The organism is Arthrobacter sp. B2a2-09, assembly GCF_027587375.1.
Lineage (GTDB): Bacteria > Actinomycetota > Actinomycetes > Actinomycetales > Micrococcaceae > Arthrobacter.
The window spans coordinates 42,372-68,814 of record NZ_JAMXIC010000017.1 but is presented as its reverse complement, the minus strand read 5'-3'; the positions used below and the strand labels follow the sequence as shown (position 1 = coordinate 68,814).

20 protein-coding genes, 1 tRNA gene and 1 other RNA gene are annotated in these 26,443 nt (G+C 64.1%); 10 read left to right on the top strand and 12 right to left on the bottom strand.

Features of this window, described 5'->3' with window-relative positions:
• The first annotated feature begins 104 nt into the window (after positions 1-104).
• A complete protein-coding gene (locus NFJ07_RS17195) occupies positions 105-3,275 on the top strand; it encodes a S8 family serine peptidase (RefSeq protein WP_269996092.1) in 3,171 nt (1,056 codons plus the stop codon).
• Positions 3,276-3,609: 334 nt separating this feature from the next.
• Here NFJ07_RS17195 and NFJ07_RS17190 read toward each other — a convergent pair whose 3' ends face one another.
• Genes NFJ07_RS17190 through NFJ07_RS17175 form a run of 4 tightly spaced genes read right to left on the bottom strand, consistent with a single transcriptional unit; the run spans position 3,610 to position 5,997 of the window.
• Positions 3,610-3,981, bottom strand: a complete 372-nt coding sequence (locus NFJ07_RS17190; RefSeq protein WP_269996091.1) for a serine protease inhibitor — start codon at positions 3,979-3,981, stop codon at positions 3,610-3,612.
• A complete protein-coding gene (locus tag NFJ07_RS17185; protein WP_442865364.1) occupies positions 3,978-5,021 on the bottom strand; it encodes a 3-methyladenine DNA glycosylase in 1,044 nt (347 codons plus the stop codon). Before NFJ07_RS17185 ends, NFJ07_RS17190 begins: the two co-directional genes overlap by 4 nt.
• Positions 4,918-5,478 carry an SSI family serine proteinase inhibitor gene (locus tag NFJ07_RS17180; protein ID WP_269996088.1) on the bottom strand — a complete coding sequence of 187 codons (561 nt, stop codon included), beginning with the start codon at positions 5,476-5,478 and terminating at the stop codon, positions 4,918-4,920. Before NFJ07_RS17180 ends, NFJ07_RS17185 begins: the two co-directional genes overlap by 104 nt.
• 15 nt (positions 5,479-5,493) lie before the next feature.
• A complete protein-coding gene (locus tag NFJ07_RS17175) occupies positions 5,494-5,997 on the bottom strand; it encodes a MarR family winged helix-turn-helix transcriptional regulator (protein ID WP_269996087.1) in 504 nt (167 codons plus the stop codon).
• A 124-nt stretch (positions 5,998-6,121) separates the two neighbouring features.
• On the opposite strand from NFJ07_RS17175, the gene NFJ07_RS17170 reads away from it, so the two are divergent.
• Entirely contained in the window at positions 6,122-6,331 is a 210-nt protein-coding gene (locus NFJ07_RS17170; RefSeq protein WP_269996086.1) for a hypothetical protein, read from the top strand.
• Positions 6,332-6,519: 188 nt separating this feature from the next.
• Complete coding sequence (locus NFJ07_RS17165) at positions 6,520-6,699, top strand: hypothetical protein (RefSeq protein WP_269996085.1); 180 nt, start codon at positions 6,520-6,522, stop codon at positions 6,697-6,699.
• A gap of 184 nt (positions 6,700-6,883) precedes the next feature.
• On the opposite strand, the gene NFJ07_RS17160 is transcribed toward NFJ07_RS17165, so the two are convergent.
• Positions 6,884-8,230: an aspartate kinase gene (locus NFJ07_RS17160; RefSeq protein ID WP_269996084.1), complete on the bottom strand. Its 1,347-nt coding sequence runs from the start codon at positions 8,228-8,230 to the stop codon at positions 6,884-6,886.
• Positions 8,231-8,483: 253 nt separating this feature from the next.
• Here NFJ07_RS17160 and NFJ07_RS17155 point away from each other — a divergent pair, with 253 nt between their 5' ends.
• Together NFJ07_RS17155 and NFJ07_RS17150 are read left to right on the top strand one after the other, a co-directional pair.
• Positions 8,484-9,440 (top strand): ABC transporter ATP-binding protein, encoded by a 957-nt coding sequence (locus NFJ07_RS17155; protein ID WP_269996083.1) that lies wholly within the window; start codon positions 8,484-8,486, stop codon positions 9,438-9,440.
• The gene (locus NFJ07_RS17150; protein WP_269996082.1) at positions 9,437-10,618 is read left to right on the top strand and encodes an ABC transporter permease; all 1,182 of its coding nucleotides are present in this window, start codon (positions 9,437-9,439) and stop codon (positions 10,616-10,618) included. Before NFJ07_RS17155 ends, NFJ07_RS17150 begins: the two co-directional genes overlap by 4 nt.
• Before the next feature lie 60 nt (positions 10,619-10,678).
• Here NFJ07_RS17150 and recR read toward each other — a convergent pair whose 3' ends face one another.
• From recR to ffs, 3 genes are all read right to left on the bottom strand, one after another.
• Positions 10,679-11,278, bottom strand: coding sequence for a recombination mediator RecR (gene recR, locus NFJ07_RS17145; RefSeq protein ID WP_028265726.1), 600 nt, complete (start codon positions 11,276-11,278; stop codon positions 10,679-10,681).
• Between the two features lie 160 nt (positions 11,279-11,438).
• Positions 11,439-14,783 carry a DNA polymerase III subunit gamma and tau gene (locus NFJ07_RS17140; protein WP_269996080.1) on the bottom strand — a complete coding sequence of 1,115 codons (3,345 nt, stop codon included), beginning with the start codon at positions 14,781-14,783 and terminating at the stop codon, positions 11,439-11,441.
• Positions 14,784-14,816: 33 nt separating this feature from the next.
• Positions 14,817-14,913, bottom strand: an RNA gene (gene ffs / locus NFJ07_RS17135) — signal recognition particle sRNA small type.
• A gap of 379 nt (positions 14,914-15,292) precedes the next feature.
• Between ffs and NFJ07_RS17130 the strand changes: the two genes are divergently transcribed.
• A complete protein-coding gene (locus NFJ07_RS17130) occupies positions 15,293-16,339 on the top strand; it encodes a virulence RhuM family protein (protein WP_269996079.1) in 1,047 nt (348 codons plus the stop codon).
• A 10-nt stretch (positions 16,340-16,349) separates the two neighbouring features.
• Here NFJ07_RS17130 and NFJ07_RS17125 read toward each other — a convergent pair whose 3' ends face one another.
• Positions 16,350-16,673 (bottom strand): hypothetical protein, encoded by a 324-nt coding sequence (locus NFJ07_RS17125; RefSeq protein WP_269996078.1) that lies wholly within the window; start codon positions 16,671-16,673, stop codon positions 16,350-16,352.
• A 334-nt stretch (positions 16,674-17,007) separates the two neighbouring features.
• Between NFJ07_RS17125 and NFJ07_RS17120 the strand changes: the two genes are divergently transcribed.
• Positions 17,008-17,092 (top strand) — tRNA-Ser (locus NFJ07_RS17120).
• Positions 17,093-17,306: 214 nt separating this feature from the next.
• Here the strand turns inward: NFJ07_RS17120 and NFJ07_RS17115 are convergent.
• A complete protein-coding gene (locus NFJ07_RS17115; RefSeq protein ID WP_269996076.1) occupies positions 17,307-18,206 on the bottom strand; it encodes a LysR substrate-binding domain-containing protein in 900 nt (299 codons plus the stop codon).
• 125 nt (positions 18,207-18,331) lie between these two features.
• On the opposite strand from NFJ07_RS17115, the gene NFJ07_RS17110 reads away from it, so the two are divergent.
• Positions 18,332-21,823 (top strand): bifunctional proline dehydrogenase/L-glutamate gamma-semialdehyde dehydrogenase, encoded by a 3,492-nt coding sequence (locus tag NFJ07_RS17110; RefSeq protein ID WP_269996074.1) that lies wholly within the window; start codon positions 18,332-18,334, stop codon positions 21,821-21,823.
• Between the two features lie 60 nt (positions 21,824-21,883).
• Here NFJ07_RS17110 and NFJ07_RS17105 read toward each other — a convergent pair whose 3' ends face one another.
• Positions 21,884-22,795, bottom strand: coding sequence for an oxygenase MpaB family protein (locus NFJ07_RS17105; RefSeq protein ID WP_269996072.1), 912 nt, complete (start codon positions 22,793-22,795; stop codon positions 21,884-21,886).
• Positions 22,796-22,902: 107 nt separating this feature from the next.
• A complete protein-coding gene (locus tag NFJ07_RS17100; RefSeq protein ID WP_269996070.1) occupies positions 22,903-24,369 on the bottom strand; it encodes an MFS transporter in 1,467 nt (488 codons plus the stop codon).
• Positions 24,370-24,465: 96 nt separating this feature from the next.
• On the opposite strand from NFJ07_RS17100, the gene NFJ07_RS17095 reads away from it, so the two are divergent.
• Both NFJ07_RS17095 and NFJ07_RS17090 read left to right on the top strand, forming a co-directional pair.
• Entirely contained in the window at positions 24,466-24,846 is a 381-nt protein-coding gene (locus tag NFJ07_RS17095) for a MarR family winged helix-turn-helix transcriptional regulator (protein ID WP_265980997.1), read from the top strand.
• Positions 24,847-24,977: 131 nt separating this feature from the next.
• Complete coding sequence (locus tag NFJ07_RS17090) at positions 24,978-26,414, top strand: M23 family metallopeptidase (RefSeq protein WP_269996068.1); 1,437 nt, start codon at positions 24,978-24,980, stop codon at positions 26,412-26,414.
• Positions 26,415-26,443: the final 29 nt, after the last annotated feature.

The window sequence follows — 26,443 nt, the reverse complement described above, 5'->3', positions numbered from 1 at the left end:
TCGGCTGGGCTTTACCTGATTACAAGAACTGTCAATCGGTGTTCATCCTTAGTTGATTGATCTTGACATGACCGCCACGATCGCCCGGAAAGGTGCAATCACTAGTGAATTCACAAGGAAAGAGCTTCACTGGAAGCGGGGGGCTTCGAAAAGCTGCGGCATTAGCCGTCGGACTACCGTTCCTGCTCTCCTCCGTGGCGTTGACACCCGCTCAAGCGGCGCCTACTTCCGGCTCAACTGTCGCCGGCTCAACGGTTGCGGGGCTTGCCCGGAATGTCGACCCCAAGTCTTATCAGGACGGCCGCTACGTGGTGGTGCTGGCAGAGAAGCCAGCGGCCACTTACGACGGCGGAACGCCCGGTTATGTGCCCACCAAACCGCAAGCGGGCAAGAAACTGGATGTCGGCAAGGCCGAAGTGAAGCAGTACCAGGCCCACTTGCAGCAGAAGCAGCAGGAAGTGGCCAAGCAGCAGAGCGTGAGTATCAATCGCGACTACACCACGGCCATCAACGGCTTCAGCGCCACTCTTTCCGCGAACCAGGCCGTCAATCTCGCGAAGAGCCCCGACGTTCTCCTCGTGGCCCCGGACACCCAGTCTGCTCCTGACTACTCCACCACCGATTTCCTCAACCTCAGTGGACCGAACGGGATTTGGAATACCCAGTTCGGCGGCCAGGACCAGGCCGGCAAGGGCACCGTGGTGGGCGTCATCGACACCGGCTACACGCCCACAAGCAAGTTCTTCGCCGGCGATCCCGTCCAGCCGCTGGTAGGGAAACCCCAGGTAGGTGTCCCCTATCGCACGAGTGACGGCAAGATCGCCATGCTGAAGGCCAACGGAGATACCTTCGTCGGCGAATGCCAGAAGGGCACCGACACCGGCGCGGCCTTTGACGGCAGCGCGTGCAATTCCAAAGTCCTCGCCGCCCACTACTTCCCAGATGCCTTCCTGCAAACGGTTCCGCCAGCCCAACGAGCACCCCAGGAACAGCTCTCGCCCATCGATGTCCAGAGCCACGGCACACACACGGCCAGTACTGCAGCGGGCGACGCGGGTGTAGAGACGTTCGTGGACGGCCGTAGCTTCGGCCAGACGAGCGGCGTGGCACCAGCCGCCAAGCTCTCGATCTACAAGATCTGCTGGGCAGACACCGCCAATTCGGGCGGCTGCTACAGCTCCGCGGCCATCGCCGCCATTGACCAGGCAATCGCCGACGGCGTGGACGTCCTGAATTACTCCATCTCCGGCGCTACGGACACCACCACCGATCCGGTCTCACTGGCGTTCCTCTCTGCTGCTTCGGCCGGCATCTTTGTGGCAGCGTCCGCCGGAAACTCGGGCCCGCAGGCCAGCACCGTCAACCACGGCGCACCCTGGATGACCACGGTTGCGGCTTCCTCCTTCTCCCAGGAGCTCCAGGGAACCGTCGAATTCTCCGACGGCAGCAAGTTCCGCGGAGCCAGCATCATGAACCACCAGGTGAGCGGGGCCGGCGTCGTACTCTCCGCAAACGCTGCCTCAGGTACCGGTAACGCAGCACTCTGTGCGCCGGGGTCCCTGGACCCGGCGAAAATCGCCGGCAAGGTAGTGGTGTGTGACCGCGGGGTGGTTGACCGCGTCGCCAAGAGCGCCGAGGTGCTCCGCGGTGGCGGCGTGGGCATGATCCTCGTGAATCTCACCAGCTCCTCGTTGGACACGGACAAGCACTCCGTGCCCACCGTCCACGTGAATCCCCCGGCCTCGCAGGCCATCAAGGACAAGGTTGCGGCCAACCCGGGAATTACTGTTTCCCTGGTTGACCACGACACCACCGGGCTTCCGCTCGAGGCGCAGCCGCAGATCGCCGGATTCTCCTCCCGTGGCCCGCTCCTCGCCACCGATTCGGATCTGCTCAAGCCGGACGTCTCGGCTCCCGGCGTTGCGGTGTTGGCAGGTGTTTCACCCATCGGCAGCAATGGCGATGAGTACGGATTCATGTCCGGTACTTCCATGGCGTCCCCGCACATTGCAGGTTTTGGGGCCTTGATCATGGCGAAGAATCCCGATTGGTCACCGGCTGCAGTCAAGTCGGCCATGATGACCACGGCGAGTGACGTCAAGCTGGCCGATGGAACCAAGAACCAGGACGTTTTCGCCACCGGCGCAGGAGAGATGAACCCTGCCAGCGTGCTGGAACCGGGCCTGGTCTACGATGCCGGAACCGAGGACTACCTGAAGTTCGTCCAGGGTACCGGCGTGGATCTCGGCATGCCGGGACTTGGCTCTACCCTGCCACGCGATATGAACCTTCCGTCGTTCGCCCTCGGGAACCTCGCGGGCAAGATCGAGGTCACGCGCACCGTCACGGCCCTGACTCCGGGCCAGTACCGGGCCACAGTCAATGTCCCTGGCATTGACGTCAAGGTCACCCCGTCCGTGCTGAACTTCAACGAAGTCGGCCAGAAGAAGACCTTCAAGGTGACCTTCGAAAACAAGAGCGCGGCACTGGGTACTTTCGCGATGGGATCGCTGAAGTGGGAAGGTGCCGACAAGTCGGTGGTCTCCCCGATTGCCGTCCGTCCGCAATCGGTATTGGCCTCCAAGAGCGTCGCCTTCACGTCCCAGCAGGCAAGCAGTTCGGCGGACATCAACATCGTCTCCGGTTCCGACTCGCCTACGGCCGTGACCATTGACGGCCTCTCCAAGGCGGATTCCTCGGCTGCGGAGCTTGTTCCAGGTCCAGTGGCTGTGGCGAACAATGCCTCGAACTTCGTCAAGACCGCCACGGTTGCCCCCGGAACAACCTTCGCGAAGTTCTCGGTGATCTCCTCAGATCCCACCGCGGATTTCGATCTGTATGTTCTGTCGCCGTCAGGCCAGTTGTTCACGGCAGCGACACCGAGTGCCAGCGAGTCCCTCTCGCTCGACAACCCGGAGCCTGGGACGTACACCATCATCGCGAACCTGTTTGCCAGCCCCAACAACCGGCCTACCAAGGCCAGTGTTGATGCGGCCATCCTGGGCGCAAACCAGGGCAACGCTACGGTCACGCCCAACCCGATCAAGATGAAGAACGGTAAGTCGGGGAAGCTCACCTTCGCGTGGAGCAAGCTGACGCCGGGCTCCTACATCGGTCGACTCACGTTTGCCGGCACCAGCTCGCCGACGTTTGTGTCCGTCCTGGTCTCGGCAGACGGGAGCGTGTCCGTGGTGCCGAATGATGACCAAGAAGGCGAGCACGCCAAGGGCAAACTGCGGAATGAAGGGGAGGACCAGTCAAACAACGCGCCTTAGTGCGGCAGTGATGGTCTGACAGATGTGCGAGGCAGCGGCCGGCGGGATATCCCGCCGCTTTCTTGGTACCCCCCCGGATCCTCGCTCACATATGTGGCTGAATTCCCAAACGCTCGCTCACATATGGGCCCAAACGGTGGAACGCTCCTGCAGATGATGTGAGCGAGCGTTGGGTGGGGAGGGGTTATATGTGAGCGGGCGTTGGGTGGGGAGGGGTTATATGTGAGCGGGCGTTGGGTGGGGAGGGGTTATATGTGAGCGAGCGTTGGGTGGGGAGGGGTTATATGTGAGCGAGCGTTGGGTGGGGAGGGGTTATATGTGAGCGGGCGTTGGACTAGATGTTTCCGGTGGATCCTGCCACTCCGCCGAGGAGTGCGGCCATGGTTCGCCAACGGGCGATCTCGCAGCCGTCCGTCCGGCTGAAGCGGCTGCTCACCTCGCGCCCGCGGAACCGGCCCGTGACCGTGGCAACCTGTGGACCGCCGTATTGCTGGGTGCAAATCCGGTCCGGCCGGGGAACCGGAAAGAAGATCTCTTCGCCGAATTGCTCGACGGCGGCAAGTGCCCCACGAGGGTCCGGAAGGGTTGAGCCTTCGGATACTTCGCCGCCCGAACCGAGCAGGACGAACTCATAGTCCACGGCGCCCGGTGCCTCCGTCAGCGTGATGGTGAGTTCGACGTCGTACTTCCCTGTGCTTGAAGTCATCGCTGTCCTTCGTGAGACGGTGTTGATACCAGGAGTTCCAGAAGCGGCCGCATCTCGTCGAGGACCCGCGCACGGAGCGCTTGGGCCTCGGCGGCGAATGCCCTCTGATACTCAACGTACTCGGCCTTCCCTTGCGGTGTCTCGATCCTGATGGCCGGGTATCCCCACTCTTCAAGATCGTACGGCGAGGCCTGCATGTCCATGGCCCGGATCCGCCAGGACAGTTCAAAGCAATCCATCACCAGCTCGCTCGGCAGGGCCGGCGTCAGTTTGTACGCCCATTTGTAGAGGTCCATGTTTGCGTGCAGGCAGCCCGGCTGCTCCATGGTGCGCTGGTTGTCGCGCGTAGGGGTGAGTTCGTTGAGTGGAGTGGCGTCCGGAGTGTAGAAACGGAAGGCGTCGAAGTGCGAGCAACGGATCCGGTTGTCTTCCACCACGGTGTCTGTGCCTTCGGAACCGAGCCGCAGCTTGAGGTACTCGTGGCGAAGATCGAACTTGTCCTGGCGGTAGACCATGGCCCACTCGTGCAGTCCGAAGCAACCAAACTGGGCGGGCCGCGCAACTGTTCCTCCGAGGATGATGCCGGCGAAGCGGATCGCCTCGGTGCGGTCGGCCACGAACTTGCGACGATCGAAGGTGACCGCAGCGGTGCCGGCGGGCAGCCCCGCGGCCGCCAGCGCGCCGTCGTCGAGCACTCGGTAATACTTCCACCCGGCCCGCTCAGCGGCTTTGGGACCGGAGAGGACGACGCCGTCACCCGGGTGCCAGCGCAGCAGCTGACCGGGCTTCTGGGTGTAGTAGGTGAAGAGGAAGTCTTCCACGGGATGCTTCTGGCCTGCGGAGCGCCGGGCCAAGTATGGCTTGGCGTAGCGGTCAACGCGTTCCTTGTGGGCAGCCTCCAGCGCGAGCCATTTCTCTTGCGGGAGGTGCTTTTGCCTAGGCTCCGGCACCGCTTGAACCAAGGATGTCGGCGACGGAGGCCCATGCGGAAATTTCGCAGCCGTCAGTGAGTTTGTAGGAGGACTCGACGCCCACGCCATCAACGGCCCCGGTGATTACTGCCGTCTGGGGTCCGCCGTAGCGCTGCTCGCAGACTTGGTCGCTGGGGCGCGGCGTGCGGGTGAGGAGGGCGGGGTTCTTTTTCAGGGCTGCGCACGCCGCGGCTGCGGTGGGGTGGTGGCTTTCCGCGGCGGGGACGCCGCCTGTGCACACGAGCGTGTAGCTTTCAGGGGCTGCCGTGGGGGATAGCTTGACGATGATGGAAAGCTCGGCATCTCCGCGGCTGGTCGCGGTGGGGGAGAACGAAGGAGTCGGTTTGCCGCTGGGAGACTCCGTTTCGTCAGGCAAAAGCCCGGTGTGGCTGCTCGACGGCGAGGACGACGTGCTGCTGCCGGGCGCCGATCCGCTGGGCGAGCTGCCTCCGGGGCCCGGTGTGCAGGCGGCAAGTCCAGCGACGGCGAGGACGGCCAGCACTGACCGGACTATTCGCAGGCGCATGGGGTTCTCCTTGATTTATGCCAGTTTATCGCCCGTACCGGCAGTAGGGTGCTGAGTGGCCGCGATGAGCCCGGTCATTGCGCGGTGCAGTTCCGCTACTTCGGCCCGCGTGAGTTGGAGCCGCTCCATGATGGTTCCCGGCACGGCGGTCGCCTGTTGCCTGAGGGCGGCGCCTGCTTCGGTCAGGGTGATGGCGAGGGCCCGTTCGTTTCCGTGGATGCGGTTGCGGGTCACGAATCCTGCTTCTTCGAGCCGGCGCAGGATGGGTGAAAGGGTGGCTGGCTCGTGCAGGAGTGCCTCGCTGATGTCCTTGAGCGTGCGCGGGTTCCGTTCCCACAGGGCCAGCATCACGAGGTACTGCGGATGGGTCAGCCCCATTTTTTCAAGCACCGGCTTGTAGACGCCCACCACGCTCCGCGACGCCACGGTCAGCGCGAAGCACAATTGACGCTCAAGCAACAGGTCGTCTTCCGGCGGGGCGGTGGTTTCGGGGGCAATGGGTGTGCCTGGGGCAGCCATGGCTTGCTCCGTTCCGTGTCGGCGACCGGGCTGTGCCGATCGATAGTTAGTGCACTAATTGTTAGTGTACTCTTAAACCACAACATCCTTTTGAGAGAGGGGAGACCAGGTGGCCAAAGAGACCATGACCCAGAGATTCATGCGTGCAACTGGCAAGCTGCGGATCATTTTCGGGCCGGCGCACAGCAGTTCCTTGGATCATGAAATGACCGAGGAGAACAAGCGCCTCCTCGCGCGGCGCCAGGCCGAAGCGCAGCAATGGGAGACGATCCGCAGACCGGACGGCAGCACCTACGTGGTCCCCAAGAACCCGGACGACAAGTCCCTTCGTTAAGGTCCCCACCGGCTCCCAGCCTTCGTTAAGGTCCCCACCGGCTCCCTCATCGACGGGCGCCCACCCGGGCCTTTTACGGGTTCCGGGCGTAAAATTGGCCTCACTGGAACCACTCAGCTCCAACCGCACGGCTGGACCTCGTAGCGGGGAAGGAGGTGGGAATTGTGGGACATGCACTCGATAGCTTCATGAGGGTAACCGATCGACTGCGTTTCTGGTTCGGCCCGGCTACCCGGGGCGACGTTGATACGCCCGTAGTCCACAAGCATGACGACTTCGAATCGGCGTCGGAAGAAGACCTGGGGCATTTCGTCGTCGAAACAGACGACCAAGGCCACCACTACGGAGTTCGCAAGGAAGGCGCCTGAAGCCGCTTGCGGCTCCAAATCCGCGGGAAAGCAAAAGAACCGGAGCATGAGCTCCGGTTCTTTCACGTATAAGTACTTCAGATCCCCGACGGCGGGTGCCCGACCGCGACTGCCCGTCTGTGCATGCCCGACGGCGACTGCCCGACTGTGTGTTCCCGTCCGGGAGGCCGCTGGCGAGGTTCGGTTAGCGGCCGGTGCCGCCGTAGACGGTTGCTTCGGCTTCGCCGTCGAGCTCGAACGCCTTGTGGATGGCGCGCACGGCGTCATCCAGCAGATCCGCGTGCGTGACCACGGAGATGCGGATCTCCGAGGTGGAAATCATGTTGATGTTGATGCCGGCGTCAGAGAGCGCCTTGAAGAAGGTGGCGGACACGCCCGGGTGCGAACGCATGCCGGCACCGATCAGGGAAAGCTTGCCGACGTTCTCGTTGTATTCGATGCTCTCGAAGCCGATTTCAGGCTGCGCCGCACGGAGGGCGGTGAGGGCGTCGGCGCCTTCCACGATGGGCAGGGTGAAGGAAATATCCGTGCGGCCGGTACCGTGCGTGGACACGTTCTGAACGATCATGTCGATGTTCGAGTGCGCCTTGGCGATGACCTGGAAAATTGCGGCGGCCTTGCCGGGGATGTCCGGGACGCCGACCACGGTGACCTTGGCTTCTGAACGGTCGTGTGCAACACCGGAGATGATTGGCTGCTCCAAGGCAACTCCCTCTTGAATCGTGATCTTGTCATCGGCGCTGGGCAGGACCCAGGTGCCTTCGTTCTGGCTGAATGAGGACCGGACGTGCAGGGGCACGCCAAATCGGCGAGCGTATTCCACGCAACGCAAGTGCAGGATCTTGGCGCCTGAAGCTGCCAATTCCAGCATTTCCTCGCTGGAGATACGGTCGATCTTCGTGGCAGTGGAGACCACGCGAGGGTCTGCGGTGTAGATGCCGTCGACGTCCGTGTAGATTTCGCAGACGTCCGCTTCGAGCGCCGCGGCGAGGGCCACCGCAGTGGTATCGGATCCACCGCGGCCAAGGGTAGTGATCTCCCTGGTGCTCCGGGTCATGCCCTGGAAACCGGCCACGATAGCGATGTGTCCCTTGTCCAATGCGGTACGGATGCGGTGGGGGTCGACGTCGATAATGCGGGCCTTGCCGTGGATGCCGTCCGTGATCATGCCGGCTTGCGAACCGGTGAACGACTGGGCGGAGGCGCCGAACTTGTTAATGGCCATGGCGAGCAGGGCCATGGAGATGCGCTCGCCTGCGGAGAGGAGCATGTCCATCTCACGCGCGGGAGCAGAATCGGTGACTTGAGCGGCGAGATCCAGGAGCTCGTCCGTGGTGTCTCCCATGGCGGAAACCACCACGACAACCTCATTGCCGGCCTTTTGTGCGTCAACCACGCGCCGGGCAACACGCTTGATGCCTTCTGCATCGGACACCGAGGAGCCACCGAACTTCTGCACGATCAGCTGCTTGGTCTTGGCAGTCTGCGCGGTCAGGTCTTCGGTTTTCACATCGGTAGTGGGCAAACTCATGCGCGCACCCTCACTGCATCAATTGGGGATCGTACGTTGCGTGGCCAGGTAAACGGCACGGCTACGTGGCTTATGTGGCCAGTTTATCGCCGGGCGCGGCGGGCGGGGGAATTGTGACCAAATCTCGGCCTTTGGGTGCATGCCGGGTGGTTTCGCCCTGGCGTACGATCAAGAAATACGCAGCCTGGGGGCATGTGGGCTCACGGGAATTGAAGCGTACTTGTTCTGTTTGGGGGAAACAGGTGAGTAGAGCATGTCCATAGCTGAAAGTTCAAGCGTCCCGGGCAGTGGCGCCCTCGGCGTATCCGCCGAAGGCGTCTCACGCCGCTTCGGCACGGTCCACGCAGTCGAGCACATCGATTTCCACGCGCCGGCCGGGAAGGTCACGGCGCTCATTGGGCCCAACGGGGCGGGCAAAACGACGCTCCTTCTCATGCTTGCCTCGCTTCTGCGGCCCGACTCCGGGACCATCAGGATCAACGGCCTGGACCCCCTGCACGACATCGCGGCCTCGCGGCTTCGGATTGGCTGGATGCCGGACACCCTGGGCGTGTGGGAGTCCTTGACTGCACGCGAAATCCTGGTCCAGATGGCGCGCTTCTATCGCCTGCCCAAGGCCGGTATCGCCCAGCGTGTAGCCGGCTTGCTCGAACTTGTCCGGCTGGACACCCTTGCCGAGCAGCCGGCCCGGGTCCTCTCCAAGGGCCAACAACAACGGCTCAGCCTGGCCAGGGCCCTCGTCCACGACCCCTCCGTGCTTCTGCTCGATGAGCCTGCGTCCGGCCTCGACCCGGGATCCCGGGTGGAGCTCCGAAACCTGTTGCGCCGCCTGGCCGGGGAAGGCAAAGCCGTGGTGGTTTCCTCCCACGTGCTCAGTGAGCTCGATGAAATCGCGGACGGAGCGGTGTTCGTCAACCAGGGCCGCACTGTGAAACAGCAGACCCTCGAGGAGGCGGCCCTGCAGGGCCGGCGCTACGCGATCACAGCCCTCGACAACGGGGCCCTCACCGCAAAGCTCAGCGAACTCGGGTTGGAATACCGTGTGGAGGCGGGGCGCCGCACGTCGGTCACTTTGTTGTTGACGCACGACGACGGCGCTGCCGCCCTCTTGGGTGAACTCGTTCGGTCCGGCATCGGCGTGGTTTCCTTCGCCCCGGCTGCCGGTGCCCTGGAAGAGACGTACATGAACCTGGATACGGAGAGGCGATGAGCAACGTGAATGACACCGTGCCGGCGCCTGCGGGACCGCGGGGAGCTACGGGCGGCGGGAACGCCGTCGTCGGCTATCTTGGCGGGATCCGCGACGTCGTGGTCCTCGAGATGAAACAGCGGTTGCGCTCCCGCGGCTGGTACATCATGCTGGGCATCTGGTTCTTTGTGATCGCCGTAGTGACGTGGCTGACCTGGCTCGCCTGGAACGCCAGCATGGAAGCGCGTCGTTCCACGATGCCGCCGTCGGCGCTGTCCGCGCAGGACGGCCCGGGGTCCATGATCTTCGAGGTCGTGCTGGCCTTTGTGCTCCTGTTTGCGCTGCTTGTGGCACCCGCGCTGTCCGCCAATACCATCAACGGAGACCGGGCCGGAGGCACACTAGCCATCCTGCAGATCACCTTGCTGACCCCGGGCCAGATTCTCTGGGGCAAGTTCTGCGCGGGGTGGCTCGCGGCGCTCGCCTTCCTGGCGACAAGTGCCCCGTTCCTTGTCTTCGGAATGTTCCAAGGCGGGCTGACTCCGGGGCACGTGGTGGTTTCCTTGCTGATGCTGGCGGTGGAACTGGCCGTTGTCTGCGGGATCGGAGTGGGAATTTCGGCTCTTGCGGGGCGGCCCTTGTTCTCGATCGTGGTGACCTACTTGGTTGTCGCGGCGCTGGTGGTCGGATCATTGATTTCCTTCGGACTGGGAGCGCAATTGGCGCAAGGGACGGTGTTGGCCAACACTCCCGTTGGCCGTCCGGTGTCGTATGTACCGGTGCAGCCGAATCAGCAAGGGCAGCCGATTGAACCAGTGGAGCCCGGCTACACCTGCGAGGGTCCCTTGGTGGAGCACTCGGCGGTCCGGACCGACCGTGTGGCGTGGATGCTCGCGTTGAATCCCTACGTGGTGGTGGCCGACGCGATTCCGTATCCCGACCGGAGCGGGACGGCGTTCTACTCGGTCGGCATGATCGAGGGCATCAGCCAGGGTGCCAGGTCCGCGCTCGCTGGCCCGGACCACTCCTTTATCTGTGCCAACGGCGTGCCGCAGCCGCAGTACCTCAAGCAGACGACGCCCTTGTGGCCGCTGGGACTCGGCCTGCAACTGGTCCTGACGGGGCTTCTCATGTGGCGCGGCTGGCGTTCGCTGCGGACGCCTGCAAGCCGGCTGGCCGGCGGGACACGGATCGCCTAAACCGGACCGGTCGCTCAAGGGGCCGCAACGGCGTCGGGGGTGTTCTGGAAGTGCGGCTGCTTACATCAGGGCGTTGCGGCGACCCTCGAAGGCCCTTCCGAGGGTAACTTCGTCCGCGTACTCCAGGTCTCCGCCCACCGGGAGGCCGGAAGCAAGCCTGGTGACGGTGATGCCGATCGACTTCAGCATGCGGGCCAGGTAGGTGGCCGTCGCTTCGCCCTCAAGGTTGGGGTCGGTGGCGATGATGATTTCCTGGATAGCGCCGTCGTTGAGCCGGGTCAGGAGCTCGCGGATACGGAGCTGCTCGGGCCCGATACCGGCGATCGGATTGATGGCGCCGCCGAGGACGTGGTAGCGGCCGCGGAAGGACCGTGTGCGTTCCACAGCCAGGACATCCTTGGATTCTTCGACCACGCAGATCACGGAGGGATCGCGGCGCGGATCGCGGCAGATGTTGCACAGCTCCTGCTCGGTGACGTTGCCGCAGACAGTGCAGAACTTCACCCGTTCCTTGACTGTGGTGATGGCCGCGACCAGCCGCTTCATGTCCTCGGGATCGGCCTCGAGGATGTGGAAGGCTAGCCGCTGCGCCGACTTCGGCCCGACCCCGGGGAGCCGGCCGAGCTCGTCGATCAGCTCTTGTACTGCGCCTTCGTACACAATGTCCTCGTTCATTCGGTGTGGACGCCGTTGTTGCTCAGCGGGCGTCGCGGTTTGGTGGCACCTTTTTGTGGCGCCGGCGGGCTCTCGCAGGGTTCCATGGGGTTCCCCGCCGAACACCGTGCGGGCCCGCGCAGGGTGTTGATACGGCGTCCGGTTGTTAGCGGCGCATCAGGGGATTGCCGTCCAGCGACCGTTCTTCGAGTAGCTTTCCGCCCAGAATACGCTCGACGGCGGCCCGTCCAAAGACTCCCGATTCCTCGATCGTCTCGTCGTCGGCACTCGGGATGTCTTCCACCACGCTGCCGGGAGCGACGGCGGCCCGTGCCGGTGCTTTCTCCCGCCCGGCCATGGCTTCGGGGCTGTTCGAAAGCCGTTGGTAGAGGCTCTGTTTTCCGGTTCCCGAAGGCGCCGGCGCTGTTGCCGGGGGAGACGCAGGGGCTGGCGGAGTGGGTTGTGCGAGTGCTACGGCCGAACGCGCGGTTTCGCCTCCGGACGGCGCGGTTGTTGGCGGTGCACCGGCTGACGACGCACCGTCTGGCGAGGCGCCCACTGGCGGCGCGGCCGGGCCGGAAGCGGCGGGCTGGGGTGCCGACCACGTCGTTGACCAATCGGCGGCTGGCGCAGTGGCTGGTGCTGGTGCCGGCTCTGAAGCCTGATGCCGGTTTGGAATCTGCGCGGCGGCGGGTTCATAGACGGGACTGGGCGTCGCTGGCTGGGATGAAGTGGCCTGACCGTCAGGGTCGGCAGAGGTGCCCGAAGCCGCGGAACCAACGTTGGATTCGGTGCCGACCACCCACGAGCCCGGCGCATGCTCGACAGCCTTGGACCATGGATCTTCCGGGGCGTTGGACTTCTTCTCCGAAGTTGCCTGGGCGGAACGCTTGCTCGTGGGAGCGGTGCTGGCGGGGACTGAGCTATTCAGCGTGGAAGGAGCGCGTACCGAAGCGGCGGCCGACGATGGGGCGGCTGCCGTGGCTCCGGGGCCGGCCGTGGGCATGGCGGTGAAGCCCGAAGGAGCCGACGGTACCCAATCCATGGGTGGTTCCTCGTCCAGCGGGGGGGCGTCTTCGTCCCTTGGGGGACCCCAATCATCGTCCGAATATGAGTAGTCCGCGGCCGGGTCTGTCGGCGCCGTTGCGGACGACGCAGCTGCTGCGGCGGACGATGCCGGGGCGGCTGCTGAGGGTGGACCCTGTACAGCGGAAACAGGTTGAGTCGGAGCGGCCTCGGAGGCCGGGGCCAGTTGGGATCCACGTGCCTGTTCGGACGCCTCGCCAGGCGCCGAAGGAACCTGCCCCGACGTTGCCGGTGCCATTGATGTTGGTGCCACTGGTGCTGGTGCCACCGGTGCCGGTGCCGCATCAGCCCTGTCTGCTTCCGGGGCGGCAGGGCTTTGTGCCGCAGGGGCAAGTCCCCATGCGCTGTCCACGGCGGACGACACAGTTGGGGAGGCGCCACTCCCTACGGGGGGCGTCTGGTCAGCCGGTGCTTTTGGGTTTGGTTCAGAGCTACCCGAGCTGTTGCCGCCGACGACCGAAGTGATCTGGCAGTCGATGCCGATTGTCTTGTGGATGGCTTGGCGTAGGTTCTCGGCATGGTCTGCGCGGCTGAAGGCGCTCGCAAGGCCGTCAGTGCTGAATGCCAGAGTCAGAAGCTGGCCGTCGAACTGTGCCACCTGGGCGTTGGCTCCGACCAATGCCCAACTGCTGCGCTTGATCTTGGTCAGTGTCTGGAGGATTTCAGGCCAAGCCCGCCGGATGACCTCTACATCGGCGCCACCGGTAGCGGGGCGTGAGGCCTGTGCGGACGCTGGCGGTTGCACGGGCGCTGACGGTTCTGCGGGCGCTGACGCCGGAGCCTGGGCCGGTCCGGGCGTTTGATGTGGCGCGGACGTTTGAGCTGGTGCCGCCACGGACTGGGTCCGGTCCTGATGTGCCGCTGGTTGAGCCGATGGCGCCTGGGCAACGGGCTGTGCCGCAGGAACAGGGGCAGGGGAATGTGTTGCCTGTTCGGACCCGGGACGGCTGACCGGCTGCCTGGTTTCATCCACGGGCCAGTCACTAGTGGACACCCGGGGCGGTGTCAGTTGTTCCCTGGTCGGTTCCACGGAAGCAGACGGAGGGCCGGAAGCCGGAGCCTCAGCGACCTCGGCCGGCCCGGATGTGGCTGCTGCGGGCGCGGGCGAGTCGAGCCCTGGTGAGGAGGGAACGGGACTGGCGGCCGCCGTCGGGCGTTCCACCGGTTGATCCGCTGGGCGGCCAGTTGGCGCGGCGGAAATGGAGGGAACCGCAGCAGCTTCCGGCGTCTGGGCTTCCGCGGGGGGAAGAGCCCCGCCGTAGTTGAGGCGGCGTTCGACGCGGTCGATCCGGGCCGCGATGCCACGTTCGGTCTGCTCGGAACTGGGCAGCAGGATCCGGGCGCAGAGCAGTTCGAGATGCAGCCGGGGCGAGGTGGCGCCGGTCATTTCAGTGAGTGCGGTGTTCGTGACATCGGCGGCGCGGGAGAGCTCAGCGGCACCGAGGTTGTTGGCCTGGCTGCGCATGCGGGCGATCTGGTCCGCCGGCATGCCGCGAAGGATGGCCTGGGCGCTTTCCGGCATGGCTTGGACGATGATGAGGTCGCGGAACCGCTCCAGCAAGTCCTCGACGAAGCGGCGGGGATCATGCCCTGTTTGGATGACACGGTCAACAGCGCGGAAGACGGTGGCGGAATCGGACGCTGCGATTGCCTCCACGACGTCGTCGAGCAGTGAAGCGTGGGTGTATCCGAGCAGAGCGACGGCGAGTTCATAGTCCAGGCCGTTGGGTCCGGCGCCGGCCATGAGCTGGTCAAGTACGGAGAGGGAATCGCGCACGGAACCGCCGCCGGCCCGGATGACGAGGGAGAGCACGCCCGGAGCCACGGGCACGTTCTCCTGTTGGCAGAGAAGCTCGAGGTACTGCATCAGGGGCTCGGGCGGCACCAGCCGGAAGGGGTAATGGTGCGTGCGGGAGCGGATGGTGCCGATGACCTTGTCCGGCTCAGTGGTGGCGAAGATGAATTTGATGTGTTCCGGCGGCTCTTCGACGATCTTCAGCAGAGCATTGAAACCGGCAGAGGTGACCATGTGGGCTTCGTCAATGATGAAGATCTTGTAGCGGTCCCGGACCGGGGCGAAGGTGGCGCGTTCGCGGAGATCGCGGGCGTCGTCCACGCCACCGTGGCTGGCGGCGTCGATCTCGATGACGTCGAGGGAGCCGGAGCCGCCGCGAGCCAGCTCAACGCAGCTGTTGCATTTGCCGCAAGGAGTGTCCGTGGGGCCTTCGGCGCAATTGAGGCAGCGGGCGAGGATGCGGGCGGACGTGGTTTTTCCGCAGCCGCGAGGGCCCGAGAAGAGGTAGGCGTGGTTGACCCGGTTTTTGCGCAGGGCCGTCATGAGCGGCTCGGTGACGTGTTCCTGCCCGATAACGTCCGCGAAAGAATCGGGGCGATATCTGCGGTAAAGAGCAGTAGTAACAGTCACAGGGGAAACCTACCTATAGGGACTGACATTTAAATAAGAGACCCCTCATGCACCCGCCAGAGCCCATCTACCCTTGCTACCTTCCGGTCCTGGGGGAGTTCAACAGGATGACGCCACATGAGGGGCCGTCGACAAGCTTACCCGAAGTTATCGGGCCCTCCGAATTTGCGGACATGCGCCCTGTGAGAGCCAAGAAATGGACATGTCCCCTCGGTGCTCGGTGGTTCCAGTGGACATGTCCCCCTCCTGCCCCTGGTTCCACTGGACATGTCCCCTGTGAGAGCCAAGGACTGGACATATTGGGATTATGTCCAGTGCTCGCGTGTAGGGGAGGGCATGTCCAGTGGGTTAGCGCCAACCGGACGCCTAACGACGTCTGCGGCATCCCACTGGAACTCGCGTCCCCGCGTTTCAGCTTCCATAGATCCGGTGCTGCCGTGTCGGTGGTGACGAATACGATCGTGGAAACGCTTATTTCCCTAGGCGCTACCAACAACTGGAGGTTCCCCGTGCCAGAACAGCCCGGTGCTGGTGAGTTCATCGTCTATGCGAGCAGTGATGGCAGACAGGTCGTGCAATTGCGTGCAGTTGCGGGCACGGTTTGGCTGTCACAGGCCCAATTGGCTGATCTCTATGGAACCACTGTGCCAAACATCTCCCAGCTCATCGCGAGAATCTTGGCTGACGGAGAAGTGACGGAGGCAACTGTTAACTCAGAGTTAATAGTTCGAACTGAGGGAACCAGGCAAGTCCAGCGGGAGGTCAAGTTTTACAACCTGGACATGATTTTGGCGGTTGGCTATCGGGTCACTACGCCTAGGGCAGTTCAGTTTCGTCAATGGGCCACCACCGTACTCAAGGAGTATCTGGTGAAGGGGTTCGCGATGAATGACGCTTACCTGAAGGACCCCGTCGGAGTCGACTACTTTGACGAACTGCTTGAGCGAATCAGGTCCATCCGCGCCTCGGAAAAGCGGTTCTACCAAAAAGTGCGTGAGATCTTCGCCGAGACGAGCGCGGACTACGATGGCAAATCCGCCGTTGCCCGGACGTTCTTTGCCACTATCCAGAACAAGCTGATCTATGCCGTGACAGAGATGACCGCTGCGGAACTAGTTCTGGCCAGGTGTGATGCGTCGAAGCCCAACTTCGGGCTCACGACCTTTCCCGGAAGCAAGGTCAAGAAGGCTGATATTGAAGTCGCCAAGAACTACCTTCAGGAGTCCGAGCTCAGAGAACTCGACAGACTGACGGTCATGTTCTTGGATTTTGCCGAGGATCGTGCACGGCGAAGGCAGCAGACTTTGATGTCAGATTGGGTCGTTCAGGCGGATCGCTTCATCGACTTCAACGAACGGTCTTTGCTTATGGGCGCGGGCACTGTTTCCAGCGCCCAAATGAAAGAATCAGTCGCTCAGCGTTATGACGACTACGCTCAGCGTCGTCGGGTCTTGGAAGCCTCACAGGCTAACGAAGATGAAGCCGCGGACCTCAGTGTGCTCCTTGCCGCTGCTGAGGGGCTTGCCCCTAACAATGAGCAACGGCCGGACAGTTGACCTCCCGAGGTTAGCGCCACCCGTTCACCGGCCACGTCATGAAGGCCGGTTCCTCGTAAGGGTGGGCCAAGCGCAGGGCTCGAACGACGGCGCCGAGCACGTCCTCCTCAACCACGCACTCAACCCGGATTTCCGGCACCGTTTCACCCTGTCCTACGGCTCCGATGAACGGCTCCGCTCCGGGCAATGGAGTGAAGCGTCCGGTGCCCGGAGTGGTAAAGGAGCAATGCGAATAGTCGCCGATTCTGCCTGCCCCGGCATCGCCGATTGCGGCCAGCAAGTTCTCACTGTGCGATGCCGGGACGTAGACAACGAGGGCGTGCAGTTGGCTCATGGCACCATCCTCCCAGTCGTCCCTTAAAAACAGGTCAGAGGATGGTTTAAAAACAGGTCAAAGGATGGTTCTTGATCTCCATTGCCAAACTGCTGAACGCAGCGGACTATGGGTATGTACACCGATTGGGGCAATCTCAAGATTGTGAGCTGCAGGGCCTGGTTTCAGGGGCTGGACCCAGCAGCTCAACGGAGTGCCGGAGGAATGGACGCATTGGGGGCGTCCATTTTTACGTTTAAGCGCACTGAGGGCCAACCCGGCGCCATGAAAGTCCCGATTGGGCGATGCCGAAATTCTCGGGTACAGTGGAGTCTGCTTTTGATTCAGAAGCAATGGAGAATTCGCCTAGCGGCCTATGGCGCACGCCTGGAACGCGTGTTGGGTTAACGCCCTCGGGGGTTCAAATCCCCCATTCTCCGCGGTTGGCCCCGGTCTTATGGACCGGGGCCTTTTTGCGTTACGGGTCTATTCGAATTGGCGTCGGATTCCGCTCAATCATTCGAATGGGCGAACTCCAAGGCCACGGAATCACGCGGTGGGCGGGCCATACGAGCGGAATGATCGTGCAGAATCCGACGGCACCCCAACCCAAACCCCCCAAAAACCCACGCCCCGCGACCCCCAACCCACGCCCTACATCCGTTCCGCAGCCACCCGTTCCAGCACTTCCCGGCACGCCAGAATCGCAGGGTGGATCCGGCCGGCGGTGCGCGTTGAGGTGAAGACTGTCCGCTTGGGGAGTCCGGGAAGGTCCAGCAGTTGGACTGGCGGGGTCCGCCCCGTCCAGACGAGGTCAGGCATGAGGGCCACGGCATTGCCGGATTCGATAAGCCGGATTTGCGCTTGGAGGTCCGCGGTTTCGTAGCGGACGTCGGGCTCGAACCCGGCAGAGCGGCATGCTTGCTCCGCCCAGTGCCGGGACGCCGCACCGCGCGGTTCCATGACCCACGGCAGAGCGGCCGTGTCCGCCAGCGAGGAGATCGATTCCCCACCCAGGCCAATGGGGGGAGTGGCCAGCCTGATGGCGTCGCTGGTCAGGGTGGCCCGGTCCAGGCCGGGATGATGCGGTGCCGCGTGTCCGGGGTACTGCTCGGCCACGACGATGTCGAAGTCGCGGGCCCAGGTTTCATAGAGCGCAGTCTCCGGTTCGCGTTGGATCATTTCCACGCGCACTTCGGGATACTCGCCCTTCATGATGGTGAGGAAGTCCGGCATGAGGGCCAAGGCAGCGGTTTGGAATACGGCCAGCCGGACTGTGCCGGTCACCGTGGAGAGAGACGCCGCGAGATCCGTCTCTGCCCGCTCCAAGGTGGCCAACAACGCGGCCGCATGCTCCACGAGGATCTCGGCCTGCGGCGTGAGCTGCACTCGCCGGCCGGATTTTCTCAGTAGTTTCACGCCGGCTTCCTTCTCCAGCAAGGTCAACTGCTGGGACACCGACGACGGGCTGTACTTCATCGCGTCGGCCACTTCTGCGAGCGTTCCGCGGATCTTTAATTCGTGCAGCAAGCGCAGCCTGCGGACATCCAGCATTCAGCTCTCCGGAAGGGTCGAGAAATCTAATGAATATTCTTCAGAAAAGATCGCTTTTCCTAATCTGATTGTAGATCCATACTGGTGGAAACAAAGCCCTCTCCGCACCAAAAGGAACGAAGCGCATGAGCACACCAACCCGGGATTCGAGCATCGACGCCAGGACACAGTCCACCCCGGAATCCGGACACCTCCAGGAGTTGGCCCACGAAGCCATCCAACTGGTTCGACACTGGCTCACCGAAGCCTCGAAGGTGCCCGTTGACGTCTCCGCACAGCGCCTCGCCGGCGTCCTCAAGGATCCGAATGGCCTGGACTTCACGGTGGGATTCGTCGACGGCGTCATCCGTCCCGAGGATCTGTCCGTCGCCGGCCGCAACCTGGCCAAGCTTGCCCCGAAGGTCCCGGCCTTCCTGCCCTGGTACATGCGCGCTGCTGTGCGCACCGGCGGCGTGATGGCTCCGGTCCTGCCGCAGGTGGTCATCCCGATCGCGCGCAAAGTCCTCCGTGACATGGTGGGCCACCTGATCGTGGACGCCACGGACGCCAAGCTCGGCCCGGCCATCGCCAAGATCAAGCAGAACGGCGTACACCTGAACGTGAACTTGCTGGGCGAGGCCGTCCTGGGCGAACGCGAAGCCAGCCGCAGGCTCGAGGGAACCCTCAAGCTCCTGGCTCGTGACGACGTCGACTACGTCTCCATCAAGGAGTCCTCCACAGTGGCCCCGCACTCGCTGTGGGCCTTCGACGAAGCCGTGGACCACGTGGTGGAGAAGCTCACCCCGCTCTACAAGCTGGCTGCATCGTTCCCCAAACCCAAGTTCATCAACCTGGACATGGAGGAATACAAGGACCTCAGCCTGACCATGGCCGTGTTCACCCGGATCCTGGACAAGCCCGAATTCAAGAACCTCGAGGCCGGCATCGTGCTGCAGGCCTACCTCCCGGACGCGCTCTCGGCCATGCAGGAACTGCAGGAATGGGCTGCGGCCCGCCGGGCCAATGGCGGCGCTCCCATCAAGGTGCGCGTCGTCAAGGGCGCCAACCTGCCCATGGAACAGGTCCAGGCCTCCATCCAGGGCTGGCCGCTCGCCACGTGGGGCACCAAGCAGGATTCGGACACCAACTACAAGCGCGTCCTCAACTACGCCCTCACCCCCGAGCACATCGATGCGGTCCGCATTGGCGTCGCCGGCCACAACCTCTTCGACGTTGCATTCGCGTGGCTGCTGGCCAAGGAGCGCGGGATCGCCTCGCAAGGGCAAGGCGCGATTGAGTTCGAAATGCTCCTCGGCATGGCCACGGGCCAGGCCACGGCCGTCCGCAAGGATGTCGGCAGCCTCCTGCTGTACACGCCGGTGGTGCACCCGGGCGAGTTCGACGTCGCCATCGCCTACCTGATCCGCCGCCTCGAAGAGGGTGCAAGCCAGGACAACTTCATGTCGGCGGTGTTCGAACTCAGCGAGAACGAATCGCTGTTCGAACGCGAGAAGCAGCGTTTCCTTCACTCGCTCGCGGAGCTGGACGACGCCGTTCCGGCCCCCAACCGCACGCAGGACCGCAACAAGCCCGAGGCCTCCACGCCAAGCCAGGGCTTCGCCAACACGCCGGACACCGACCCTGCCTTGCCCGCCAACCGGGCCTGGGGCCGCGCCATCCTGGAACGCATTCCGGGCTCCACCGCCGGCAACGCGATTGTTGAAGCCAGTAAGGTCAGCGAGCCCCAGGAACTGGAACGCATCATCGCCGCCGCCGTCGAGGCAGGCGAAAAATGGGGCGCCATGCCGGCCGCCGAGCGCGCAGCCATCCTGCACCGCGCAGGCGACATCCTGGAATCCCGCCGCGCCGAACTTCTCGAGGTCATGGCCTCCGAGACCGGCAAGACGATCGAACAGGGCGACCCCGAAGTCAGCGAAGCAATCGACTTCGCGCACTACTACGCTGAGCGCGCCAAGGACCTGGAAACGGTCGACGGCGCCACGTTCGTCCCAGCGAACCTCACCGTAGTCACCCCGCCGTGGAACTTCCCGGTGGCGATTCCTGCGGGCTCCACGCTGGCGGCACTCGCGGCGGGATCCGCCGTCGTGATCAAACCCGCAAAGCAGGCCCGCCGCTCCGGTTCCGTCATGGTGGACGCGCTGTGGGAGGCCGGTGTGCCGCGTGAGGTGCTGGCGCTCGTGCAGCTCGAAGAACGCGAGCTGGGCACCCAGCTGGTCTCGCACCCCAGCGTTGACCGCGTGATCCTCACCGGCGGTTACGAGACCGCTGAGCTCTTCCGCTCCTTCCGGCAGGACCTCCCGCTGCTGGCGGAGACTTCGGGCAAGAACGCCATCATCGTCACCCCGCACGCGGACCTCGATCTCGCCGCCAAGGACGTCGTGTATTCGGCTTTCGGACACGCCGGACAGAAGTGCTCCGCCGCTTCGCTGGTGATCCTGGTGGGTTCCGTTGCCACGTCCGAGCGCTTCCACAACCAACTCGTGGACGCTGCCCGCTCGCTCAAGGTGGGCTACCCGGAACAGGCCACTACCCAGATGGGCCCGATCATCGAGCCGGCCAACGGCAAGCTCCTCAACGCACTGACAACCCTCGGCGACGGCGAGACCTGGGCCGTGAAGCCGGAGAAGCTGGACGAGACCGGCCGTCTGTGGTCCCCGGGCATCCGCTTCGGCGTCAAGCGCGGCTCCTACTTCCATCTGACCGAGTTCTTCGGCCCGGTCCTGGGCGTCATGACCGCGTCCACCTTGGAAGAAGCCATCGCCATCCAGAACGAGATCGAATACGGCCTCACCGCCGGACTGCACTCGCTCGATTCCGATGAAATGGGCGTCTGGCTGGACACCATCCAGGCCGGCAACCTCTACGTGAACCGCGGCATCACGGGCGCAATCGTCCAGCGGCAGCCGTTCGGCGGTTGGAAGAAGTCCGCCGTGGGCGCGGGCACCAAGGCCGGCGGACCCAACTATCTGCTCGGACTGGGCAGCTGGCTCCCGGCCGAGCCCGCAGCCAAGCGCGGTGCCACGCTCAAGGGTGCGGCAGCCTCGATCCTGGCCGCGGCCAAGGCCGCAGGCCCGCTTGTTGAGGCCAGCGACGCGGAGGCCCTGCAGAAGGCGCTCTTCAGCGACGCCGCGGCATGGGCCACGGAATTCGGCACCCGCAAGGACGTCTCCGGCCTGAGCGCCGAGCGTAACGTCTTCCGGTACAGGGCCGTCCCCGTGACCATCCGCCTGTCCGAGGACGGGAAGCTCGTGGACTTGCTTCGCGTCGTAGCAGCCGGGGCAGTGGCGGGTTCGGCACTCACGGTGTCCTCCGCCGTCGAGCTTCCCGAGGCTGTTATCGCGGCGTTCGCGGGGCTCGGCGTGGGCACCCGCATCCAGAACGACGCCGAATGGCTGGTTTCCGCTGCAGGCATCAACGGTGGCCGCATCCGCCTGATCGGCGGGGACAGCAGCGCGCTGAGCGCCGCGACCGGCGGTCGTCCCGACGTCGCGATCTACCACGGCATGGTGACCCCGGCCGGACGCATCGAGATGCTGCCGTTCCTGCACGAGCAGGCCATCAGCATCACGGCGCACCGCTTCGGCACTCCGAACCACCTGTCGGACGCGCTGATCTAGCGATTCGTCAAAGAAGCCCGGCGGGACGGCCACAAGCCGTTCCGCCGGGCTTCTTTGCGTTTATGCCTCGTACCCCAAGCGCCGCAGCCGTTTCCGGGCGGCTTGCTCGCTGGGGCCACTGCGGCCCAAAGTCAGGCGGACGACGGCGAGGACCACCCGCGCGGCGAGAATCGATGGCAGCGGGATGGGGCCAAAACGGGCTTTTTCCAGCCCTAACAGTTCCCGATACCTTGGCTCCAGGCTGGCCACGGCCGCGGCGAACAAGATCCGGTAACCCGGTTGCAGCGACGCTTTCAACGGGGGGTACCTGATGAAATCGATGGTTTCCCTGAGCCGTTCGTCCGCGCGGAGATGGCCGGACGCGTACCACTGGTCCATTTCCGAGGTCACCTCGGCCAGGCTCAGGGGAGGGTCCTCGACTCCCATCAGGCGGCCGGCCTGGGCCCACTCGCGGATGTAGGCGTCGGCACCGCCGGGGACCGGACCACCCCAGATCCGGTGTGCCGCCACGAAGGAATCCGCGTACGCAACGTGGACCCAGCGGAGAAGCTCGGGATCATTGGCTGAGTACTCGCGGGTCTGTCCCTGGGCGTCAACGTAGTTGCCCTTGACGGAGTCATGGACCCGCCGCACGAAATGGGTTGCCGTGTGGGCCGCGTCCATGGAGCCGTAGCTCACGGTGAATATCCAACGGATGGTGTTTGCCAGCCGGCCGAGGGGGTCCCTTTTGAAGCCTGAATGGTCGTACACCCCCGCCAAGGCGCCGGGGTGCAGGGACTGCATGAGCAGCACCCGGATTCCGGCGACGATCGTGGACATGGACCCGTGGACAGCCCAGACGGCCGATCCGGGAAGGTGGTATCCGGGGTCGTTCCCCTCCGCAAGCCGCAGCACCCAGTCAGGCGTGGACTGCGGGTGACCCGTAAAAGTCATCCGCAGTTCCGATTGCCACTTCTTGAGGAAGTTGACCATGGTCTATTGTTGCGCAGCGTCGCGTTCGCGCAAGGTGCCGCCTTGTTTAAGTAGCGGTGCCGGCCCGCTGTGGAAACAGCGGGCCGGCACCTTTCGCGCGAGTCCCCTTAGCTTGCGGGTTGCTCGGCAAGTGCCCGACGGCGGCGCGCCGGGGACGCTGCCACCAGCAGGGCCGCGATTGCCACGGCAGCGCTCAGGACCAAGCCGGGCCGATACTGATCGAGCATCGCGGCGGCGCTGACCGTGCCGCTTGCCCCTGCGGCGGTGTCGTGGCCGCTGACGATCGCAGTGGTCACAGCAAGGACCAAAGCCGCACCAACCTGCGTGCTGGTCTGGATGAGTCCGGCGGCCAGCCCTTGCTCAGAATCCCGGATGCCGGCGGTGGCTTGGACATTGATGGACGGGAAAGCCAAAGCGAAACCGATGCCCAGCAGGATGACCGAGGGAAGGATGTCCAGGACGTAGTTGGGTGAGGTTCCAACGCGGAGGAACAAGACGTAGCCCAGTCCCAGCGAGGTCAGGCCGGTGAGGATGAGCTTCGGGGCCCCGAATTTCTCGATGAACCTGTCCGCGAAGGGGGCGCTCGTTGCCACCAGGAGCCCGGTGGGAAGCAAGGCAAGCGCCATGCCCAAGGGAGACCAGCCGAGCACCGACTGCAGGTACATGGTGAGGATGAACTGGAAGCTCAGGTAGGAGCCGAACAATCCAACGGCGCTCAGGTTGGCGCGGGCCACCCAGCCTTCACGAAGGATGCCGAAGCGGATGAGCGGGTGCTTGACGCGGTTTTCGATGACGGCGAAAGTTGCCAGCACGGCAGCAGAGATGGCGAATCCGGCGATTGTTGCCACAGATCCCCAACCCTTCTCCGGCGCTGAAACCAAGGTGTACACGAGGCCAAGCATGCCGAGCGCGAGGGTGACTGCGCCCCAGACATCGTGGCCGCTTTCTTGCGTGGACGGCTTGTCCCGGGGGATGAACAACATGCCGAGAAGCACCACCGCGACGGCGATCGGGACCGACACCAGGAAGGTCCAGCGCCAGCTCAAGCTGGTCATGAGCCCGCCAACAACCAGTCCGAGCGAAAAGCCGCTCGCGCCGAAAGTGGTGAAGATGGACAGCGCCTTGTTCCGCTCGCGGCCCTCAGCGAAGTTGGTGGTGATGATGGAGAACCCGGTAGGGGCAGTGAATGCCGCGGCCAGGCCTTTCACGAATCGCGTGGCAATCAAGAGGGTGGGATCATTCACGAGGCCGCCGAGGAGCGATGCCGCGGCGAACACGGTCAAAGCGATCAGGAAGATCCGACGCCGGCCCAGCAGGTCGGCGAGCCGCCCGCCCAGGAGCAGCAGGCTCCCATAGCCCAGCACGTAGGCGGAAACGATCCACTGCAGGGAATCGGTTCCGAGGTGGAGTTCGTGGCCGATGGAGGGAAGGGCTACGCCCACCATGGAAACGTCCAGGCCGTCGAGGGCCAGAACTGTGCACACCACCATAAGCAGCAGCCACTGGGCCCGGGTCCAGCGGACGGCTGTATGGAGCTGCTCGGCAGATCTAGTGAGGGTGCTTGGTGAAGTCATGGAATTAATCTATATGACACGTCATTCAATGACAAGGAATATGACTAGGAATCTTATGACGTGGACTTCATCTTTGGTTTCGACTAGAATCGGGCCATGGCAACAACGCAGGATCGCCAGCTGGTTGAGCAATGGCGCAGCATCCAGAACTCGTACTTCCGCACCGCGGCCGCGATCGACCGCGCCCTCGAAGCCAAGTTCGACATCGGCCTCAACGAATTCGAAATCCTCGATCTCGTTGCGGAAAGCGTTGACTCTGCCTGCCGCATGAAGGCACTCGGGGAGCGGACTCCGATGACCCAGAGCGCCGTCTCCAAAGTTGTTGACCGCTTGGAGAAAGCCGGACTCGTCTCCCGCCAAACCTGCTCGGATGACCGCCGCTCGCTGTACCTCGAGCTGACCGACGCCGGCCGCGCGCTGCATTCGGATGCCGCCGTCGAGCACCGCGCGTTGCTGAAAGAGAACCTCGGCGAGTAGCCCGCCACGGTCCGGCGAGTGGTTAGCGAGCGGGCCAAGTAAAAAGTCGAGTGTTCCCATTCGATTTCATAGCGGCCACAATGGGACGAGCGCGCCCGTACTGGGGAGGAGCGCCCGTCTCAGGAGTGGCTGTGGGAAAGCATCATGAGTCTGGCCAGATTGTCGATCTGGTGCTCTCAAGAAAATTTGGCCGGGTCCTTTCGGCTTGTTTCCTCGCGGTCATGGTGATCCTCGCTTTTGGGTTCCAGGGACCGGGTCTGGGCGGAGCGGCAAGCGACGGATCGTTGGCCATGGGTCAGGTTGAACCAGGCATGCTACCCACGGACGGTGCCACTGCCGGCGCACAGGGGACCGTGCCTCAGAGCCCGTCGTCGGCCCCCGTCGTTGCAGGCGACAAAGCCACGGTGTCTTTTGAACGTTCCCCGGTCCAAACCCTCGACAAGAACGGCGTAGGCACTCTTAGTGTCTCGTCGAGTTCTCTCGACCGGCCCCCTGCCGGGAAACTCTACGCGCCGCTTGAAATGCTGGTTCCGAGCTCTCCCTTCGGATTGAGGATCGATCCCATCACCGGATTGCCGGGGGAGTTCCACTGGGGCCAGGACTTCGCCGCGGCCTGCGGCACACTCGTCTACGCAGCCGATTCGGGCGTGGTCCGGGCCGTGGGCTGGCACCCGTGGGGCGGCGGCAATCGCGTGGAAATTGATCACGGCAACGGCCTGGTCACCACGTACAACCACCTGCAGGGCATCGCCGTCGTCAAGGGGCAATCGGTCCGGGTAGGCGAGGTCATTGCCAGGGTGGGAACCACGGGCTCCTCGACAGGCTGCCACCTGCACTTCGAGACCATTCTCAACGGCGTCTACACCAACCCGATGAACTGGACTTTCCTGCCCACCAAGCAAGTGGATCCCCTCGGCGATATCCCGATGGTCAGCTACCAGCCAGGTTCCGCCACCGCGACCTCGGCTGGGTCTGTCTGGTCCATCCCCGGGGCCGTGCCGACTGACCCGGGGGCCGTTCCCTCCGGACAGGCGGTGACCGGCGGGGTGCAGGAGACGAAGGTTGTGACGCCGAGCCCCTCTGCTACGGCCACGCACACGCCGACGGCGTCACCCACCGGGACGCCGACTAAGACGCCGTCGCCGAGCCCGACGGGGACGCCGAGTGGTTCAGGGACGCCGACCGGGACGCCGAGTCCGACGCCGACGGGCACTCCGACCGCGACGCCGACGCCCTCGCCGAGTGCTACCCCCACGCCAAGCAAGACAGCGAGCGGCACCCCGAACCAAACGCCGTCGCAAGCCCCTACCGTGACCCAAACTCCTGTGGTGACGCAAACTCCTGTGGTGACGCAGGAGCCCACAGCGACAGTCCCTCCTGAGGTGACCGTACCGCCCACGGTGGCGCCGGCGTCGAGCCTCCCCGCTCCGGTGCCGACCGTGACGCACACCCAGTCGCCCGCGCCCGTGCCCGCGACGCCGGCACCCACCAAGCCCACGCCGTCGGCGCCCACCAGCCCGACGCCGTCGGCTACCGCAACTACCAAAACGACGGCCCCTCAGCCGTAGAAGTCATCGCTTTCCCTGGACCCCGCCCA